This is a genomic window from Luteibacter sp. KNZ12-1A (genome assembly GCF_056755675.1).
In genome coordinates this window covers 1-5701 of record NZ_JBPGXU010000159.1, presented here as the reverse complement: position 1 = coordinate 5701, position 5701 = coordinate 1, and the positions used below count along the sequence as shown (strand labels likewise).

At 64.7% G+C, this 5701-nt stretch carries 8 protein-coding genes; 3 read left to right on the top strand and 5 right to left on the bottom strand.

Annotated features, from left to right (window positions below; genetic code table 11):
• Window positions 1-195: 195 nt before the first annotated feature.
• Window positions 196-849 (bottom strand): response regulator, encoded by a 654-nt coding sequence (locus tag ACR9ZJ_RS18755; RefSeq protein ID WP_306850494.1) that lies wholly within the window; start codon window positions 847-849, stop codon window positions 196-198.
• Between the two features lie 337 nt (window positions 850-1186).
• Here ACR9ZJ_RS18755 and ACR9ZJ_RS18750 point away from each other — a divergent pair, with 337 nt between their 5' ends.
• Both ACR9ZJ_RS18750 and ACR9ZJ_RS18745 read left to right on the top strand, forming a co-directional pair.
• Complete coding sequence (locus ACR9ZJ_RS18750) at window positions 1187-1456, top strand: hypothetical protein (protein WP_481279901.1); 270 nt, start codon at window positions 1187-1189, stop codon at window positions 1454-1456.
• A 328-nt stretch (window positions 1457-1784) separates the two neighbouring features.
• Window positions 1785-2063 (top strand): hypothetical protein, encoded by a 279-nt coding sequence (locus tag ACR9ZJ_RS18745; protein ID WP_481279900.1) that lies wholly within the window; start codon window positions 1785-1787, stop codon window positions 2061-2063.
• An 18-nt stretch (window positions 2064-2081) separates the two neighbouring features.
• Here ACR9ZJ_RS18745 and ACR9ZJ_RS18740 read toward each other — a convergent pair whose 3' ends face one another.
• On the bottom strand, window positions 2082-2309 hold the full coding sequence (locus ACR9ZJ_RS18740) for a hypothetical protein (protein ID WP_481279899.1): 228 nt from the start codon (window positions 2307-2309) through the stop codon (window positions 2082-2084).
• On the bottom strand, window positions 2306-2488 hold the full coding sequence (locus ACR9ZJ_RS18735) for a DUF3606 domain-containing protein (protein WP_481279898.1): 183 nt from the start codon (window positions 2486-2488) through the stop codon (window positions 2306-2308). The genes ACR9ZJ_RS18740 and ACR9ZJ_RS18735 overlap by 4 nt, the downstream gene beginning before the upstream one ends.
• A 340-nt stretch (window positions 2489-2828) precedes the next feature.
• Between ACR9ZJ_RS18735 and ACR9ZJ_RS18730 the strand changes: the two genes are divergently transcribed.
• Complete coding sequence (locus tag ACR9ZJ_RS18730; RefSeq protein WP_481288614.1) at window positions 2829-3266, top strand: hypothetical protein; 438 nt, start codon at window positions 2829-2831, stop codon at window positions 3264-3266.
• Here the strand turns inward: ACR9ZJ_RS18730 and ACR9ZJ_RS18725 are convergent.
• Both ACR9ZJ_RS18725 and ACR9ZJ_RS18720 read right to left on the bottom strand, forming a co-directional pair.
• Window positions 3250-5424, bottom strand: coding sequence for a CBM35 domain-containing protein (locus tag ACR9ZJ_RS18725; RefSeq protein ID WP_481288613.1), 2175 nt, complete (start codon window positions 5422-5424; stop codon window positions 3250-3252). The two genes, ACR9ZJ_RS18730 and ACR9ZJ_RS18725, sit on opposite strands and share 17 nt — an antisense overlap.
• On the bottom strand, window positions 5421-5701 hold a 281-nt coding region (locus tag ACR9ZJ_RS18720; protein ID WP_481288612.1), incomplete at its 5' end, for a GH36 C-terminal domain-containing protein. The genes ACR9ZJ_RS18720 and ACR9ZJ_RS18725, both read right to left, overlap by 4 nt.

The following is a 5701-nucleotide window of genomic DNA, read 5'->3' as shown; positions in this document are numbered from 1 at the left end:
AGATGTGTATAAGAGACAGGCATACGCCTCCCGCCCCGACACCCACGCCTGCCTGGACGCCGCCTGCACAGGGCGACCTGCTGACCCGGCCGCGCCAGGAACCACAGGACGACAGTTCCCACGGCTGACAGTGAAAGAATAAAAAAAACGCCGGGCATTGCCCGGCATTTTTTTTGCGTCACGCCATGAACAACGTCAGCTGCCCACCTGGTGATTGTGCGTGTCCAGCAAGCCGTGCACCGTCATCAAGTGCGCCAGGCCGACGACATGTTCGACGTGCAACTTCTCCATGAGACGCTGCTTGTAGGTCGAGACGGTTTTCGGACTCAGGTTGAGCCTTTCCCCGATCGAGGTCAGCGGCATTCCGCGAACGAGCATCATCGACACCTCCATCTCGCGCGTCGATAGCGTGTCGAACGGCGAATCCGAGCCATCGAGCGTGGCGAGTGCCAACTGCTGGGCGACCGTGGGGGCGAGGTAGCGCCGACCCGAGGCGACCTGGCGCACGGCACTGAGCAATTCCTCGGACGAGCAGCCCTTGGTGAGATAACCGAGGGCCCCGGCGTCCAGCAGACGCTTGGGGAAACGCGCGTCATCGACCACGGTGAGGATGACGATATTCGTGCGCAGCTTCGCGCGGATCACGCGCTCGGTCAGTTCCACGCCGCTCATGCCTGGCATGTGGACATCGACGAGCGCGATATCTGGTGATTGGGAGCGGATGAGGCGCAGGCCTTCCTCGGCCGAACCCGCTTCTCCCCTGATCCGGAGATCGGCCTGCTGCTGCAGGATCATCCGGAAACCGGTCCTGACCAACTCGTGGTCGTCGACCAAAACAACGTTAATCATGTAGTGCCCTCCCTGGGCCGACTGTACTTCTGTGCGCGCGTATCGGCCGCGCGCGCCTGCGAATGCATACAATGCCAGATGTGCAGGCGAGACAACCAGCGTGCAGGTATCATCCGGCCGCCGCTCCGCCGCCTGTAGCGGTATCCGCCTTGGCATGTGAGGTGACATGGCCTGATGATCGTGTCATCGTCAGGCGCAGCTGCTTGTAGGCGAAAGCCTCAGCACGATTTCGGCAGCGCTGCCCGACGACACCGGAAGGTGTGCCACATACGGAATCGCGGAGGCCACAGACGAGGCACTCCGTCCATCCAAGGACCCAGCAAGGACATCTTTATTCATGGAAGACCGGACTTACCTCCTCGGAAAACTCGCAGCCCTGGAATCCGCCCTGGAAGCGGCTATCTCGACCCATCCGGAACCCGCCGCACTGGTGGCCGCGCTGGCGGAAGCCATGTCTCGTTACACGCCGGAGCGGCGTCCGCGAAATGTCCGTTCCTTCGCCGAAGGATGGATGGCGATCGTGACACCTTTGTTGACCGAGCAGGCAAGCCGTTCGCACGCGTCGACCCGCGCCGGCCTCATGGCACCCCCCTGCCGTGGCCGCTAGGCCCAGGCGCAAGGCCCGCGGAGGGCACTGACGCGTTGCTCACATCGTTCACACGTATCCGTCAGCACGAAGGCGCCAACGTCGAGCCTCCCGACGAAGGAGACGCTCATGGCCAATGAGAAAAATCGCCCGCCGCAACAACCGGGACAGGACCAGCCGCCGAAAGACCGGCGGGGCCCTACCGAACAGCCACGCACGGATTCCTCGGGCGATCCGGTGGATGACACCGGCGAGGATAATCACCAGAGGAAGTAGCCTTTCCCCTAGCGCGGGGCATCCCCAGGTCGCCGGCATCGACACCGGCGAATGAAGAAGGGGCTCGGGTCGCATGTACGGCACCGAAGGTGGCAGGCCGATCTATAATGGCCTGGTAAACGCCGTTACCGCCATGCCGAAGACACTCAACGACAGCCTTCCCTGGATCGCCATCGCGCTGGCGATCGCCGTGGGCACCGCCTATTTCGCCACGCGTCCGCAGCCGGAAACCTTCGAAACCTGCATGGCCCGCCTTGCGCGGCCGAATGACGGAGAGCCGGATCGTGCGCTTACCCGTGCCGCTTGCGCGGGAAAACCGGGCGCACCATCGAAATCGCCCGCATCGCGTTGAACCCGGCGAAGCGCCCGGTCAGAAGTGCACGGGGATCCAGCTTCCCGAGATGCGCTCCTTCAGCACCTCCACCGCCCTGCCCCGTCCCTTCATGGCGGCGGCCTGGTTGAGGGCGAATTCCACGGCCAGCCCCTCCGTGCGGAACAGGTGCTTGTGCGCTCCCGGCAACAGCACGGTCCACGTCCTTTCGTTGATGGGCGGGAAGAACACGAAGATGCGCAGTGGCCGATCCGAGATGTCCATCATCGGCGGCGCCGGAGTTCGGCGCGTACGTCGCCCGGCACCTGGCCGACGCGCTTCACCGCATCGCGGAGCGACTGTTCCGACACCCCTAGCGAACGCACCCACCAGTTGACCTCGGTCCTCGACTCGAGGTCGATTTTCGTGGCATCGGCAGGCCGCGCGCCGCGTTTCATCATTTCCATTGCCGTTCCCCGCTAAAGGCCACCATTGACACCTCGCCCGTTACCCCCGCGTGACGAAAAGGGGGGCCGCCCGGCGATCCTCCTTACATGCGCATAACAATCCAAGGCGCATGGTGGGACACCCTCCCTCTTACGAGGGGCCTAATCACCCAACCGGACAAGTCATGCCCACGCAGAAGCCACCGGCGCGTTTTCCAAACGGCGCGCCCACCGACCGTTCGTCGGCAGCGTTCGTCTCTTACGTCTATTCCCATGAGCGTCGCGGCAAGCTTCCCGAGACACCGCGCGAGCCGGCCAAACGCCGGACGGGGAAACAGCCCTAACAGTAACAGGTAAGTGCATGAGCTTCGCCCCCCGTCGATCGCTGCCCGGACCTTGCCAGGTCACCGCGCATGCGGTCGACGAGGCATGCACGGAGCTGGGCTACGCGCTCGATATCCTCTACGCCGCCGAGGCGGAATGGAACGAGCGCATGCCACGATCGGCCGGCGACATGCGAATGGCCGACCTGAGGCACACCTGCCGTTATCTCGAGGATATCGCGCCGTATCGAGGCGTAGCCGAGTCGATCACCCTTCTCTGGCGGGCGCACCGTCGGCTCAGGGCGATGCGCGATGCCGACTATGTCGACATCGCGGAGGCTTGCACCCTGCTGCAGCGGATCTCGGACGCCTCGGAATGGTCGCGTCCGGCGGTCCTGTTCGCCGAACGGTGCCATTGCATGCTTCCCGCGTGGCCGGCCAGCTTGACCGACCACCCACCTACCGCTGACACGTAGTCGCGGAAGCCCCCAGCCATGCCGGCAAGACCCGGGGCGCCACGACGATGCGATCCAGGTCCGGCGCCGGTGCGTCGGCGTTGCCGAGCGCGATCGTATTGGCCCCGGCCTTGAGCGACACATCGAGCACCTTGGCCACGGGATCGTCGAAACTGCTGCCGTCGAGGTCCAGCCTGATCGGGGCCTGCCCGTTGATGACCAGGTAGAGCGTGCGCGGTCCCTTGGTAGCGTAGTCGATCTCCAGCTGGTAACTGCCCGACGTGGGCACCGTCACGGCCGGGAAGGTCACGGAGTTCGCGGATCCGACACCGATGTTGCCCGCCTTCGCCAGCCCCGAGAAGTAATTGCTGAAACCCGCGGTCACGGTACCGCCAAGGATCGCGGCCTCCGCCTCGTAGGTGGACGATGCGGGAAGCGCGGCGTCGCCGGTTCCGCCGACGACGATGCGATCCAGGTCGGGTGGATAGCTGGCCGCATTACCGAAACGAATGCGGTTGAATCCCTTGCGCAAGCATACCGGCAACGTGCTTTGCGACGGCAGTTGGAAGCTTCCACCGCCCGAATTGAAGGTCTGGAACGGCCCATCGTTGACCTGGTACAGATACGAGCGAAGGCCGAGCGTGAGCGAGTCGATCCGCATGAGATAGGCGCCGTCCCGCGGCGCATAGACACGATCGAAGCTGACCGTGTTGCCTGCACCGAGTCCCAGGCCGCCGACCTTCACACCGCCCGAGCAACCGGCGCAAGCAGCCGGCGCCGCCGTACCGGCGAGCGTGGCCGCCTCGGCCTCGTAATCCGCGGACGGGCCTGGTGACACATGGCCAGGCGACGCTTCGACCAGCAGCAGTTGCGTGCCGTGCCCGGGCAGTTCAACACGGTAGCTGCCCGAGGACGGCCCTTGCTCCTGGTGACGCCAGAGATCGCGCACGCGCCGGGTCCCGGCCAGCCCCAACACGCGCCAAGGCAGTTCGACGACCGCGCGCGTCGCATTCATGTTGAACAAGGCGACATGGTAGCGGCCGCCGCCGAGGTCGCTCACCCACACGGGCAAGTCGCCACCGATGACTTGCATGGCGGGCTTGCCGGACTGGTTCACCGCGATGACCTCGTCGTTGCCCGCCAATCGCTTGCCGGTTTCATCGAGCTTCGTGAGGTCGCCGCCCAGGTACAGCGGTGCGTTCGCCATCGCCCAGAGGGTGACGGCCGAGCGTTTCTCGTCCACCGTCAACCCATCCTCGTCACCGTCGCCGATGTCGAGTGAATCGAGGTCGTTCCAGCCTTTCGACGGACCAGCCACATCCTGCCATCCCGGCAGGTCGCGAAAACGTTTCTCGATGCGAGGCCAATTGGTGAGCGTGGCGCAGCGGCTTTCGCATTCCACGTCGTCGTCGATGCGGCGCGCATTGGAATAGGCCTGCCACACGTCCTGGTAATCCTTGTCCACCGCCCAGGAGACGGTAAGCCAGATCGGGCGGCCGCTGCGTGAGATCGCCTTCGACCACGCCGCGACATCGTCGCGGTTGTCGATGCTCAGGTCGTCGCTATAGGAACCCGGCGTGACACCATCGAGCTTGATGAAATCCACGCCCCACGAGGCGAAAAGCGCCACCACCGAATCGATGTATTCCTGCGCGCCGGGTTTGCTGAAATCGATCTTGTAGTGGTATGGCGATTCGCCCGGCGCGCCGAACGCGTTACCGGCACGATGCGGCAACGCCAGGATGTCCTGGATGTGGTACGGCGTGCCGAGGATCGGCGAGTTGGCCTGTACCGCCGGCTCTTCCACGCCGGGAATCCAGTAGATGCCCGCCTTTTGTCCATGACCGTGGATGTGGTCGATCAATGCCTTGATGTCGGGGAAGGTCCGCGGATCAGGGACGGGACGGCCGTTCGTATCGAACCCACCCTGCCAACCGGAATCCAGGTTGATGTAGGTGTACCCGTGCGCCTGCAAACCGGACGCGGCCAGCGCATCCGATTGCGCGACCATGTTGGCCTGGGTGAGGAATGCCGGGTCGATGGTCTGCTGGCTGAAACTGCTCCATCCGAGGTAAGGCCTTTGCCCCACGCCATTGACCTGCGCCGAGGCCGCCCCGGCGAGTGTCATCAGTCCGCACACGAGCGCCAGACGGGAAAATGCAGGAACCGGACCATTCATCGCGTGACTCCTTGGTGGGAAGCTGTGCTTTCGCGCTCGAACACCATGCCGGCGGCCTGCAGGTCGCCCTTCATCACGAGGTCGATGCCGCGCCGCATCCAGTACGCGCCACTGGCCACGTCCGGCGTACCGGGGGCGACCTTGCCGTGCACGACGCGGAAGCGATAGCGCGCCTGCGCGTCGAGCCCCCGCAGGCGCAGGGTCGGGAAGGGACGGGCTTCTTCACCCTGGCGCTGGAAAGCGAACAGCACCGCCTGCGCGCCGTGGCGACAACAGG

What these genes read in the sequence shown, in the direction of transcription:
- ACR9ZJ_RS18755 (WP_306850494.1), bottom strand. Translation starts at nt 849, where the DNA reads ATGATTAACGTTGTTTTGGTCGACGACCACGAGTTGGTCAGGACCGGT.
- ACR9ZJ_RS18750 (WP_481279901.1), top strand. Translation starts at nt 1,187, where the DNA reads ATGGAAGACCGGACTTACCTCCTCGGAAAACTCGCAGCCCTGGAATCC.
- ACR9ZJ_RS18745 (WP_481279900.1), top strand. Translation starts at nt 1,785, where the DNA reads ATGTACGGCACCGAAGGTGGCAGGCCGATCTATAATGGCCTGGTAAAC.
- ACR9ZJ_RS18740 (WP_481279899.1), bottom strand. Translation starts at nt 2,309, where the DNA reads ATGATGGACATCTCGGATCGGCCACTGCGCATCTTCGTGTTCTTCCCG.
- ACR9ZJ_RS18735 (WP_481279898.1), bottom strand. Translation starts at nt 2,488, where the DNA reads ATGGAAATGATGAAACGCGGCGCGCGGCCTGCCGATGCCACGAAAATC.
- ACR9ZJ_RS18730 (WP_481288614.1), top strand. Translation starts at nt 2,829, where the DNA reads ATGAGCTTCGCCCCCCGTCGATCGCTGCCCGGACCTTGCCAGGTCACC.
- ACR9ZJ_RS18725 (WP_481288613.1), bottom strand. Translation starts at nt 5,424, where the DNA reads ATGAATGGTCCGGTTCCTGCATTTTCCCGTCTGGCGCTCGTGTGCGGA.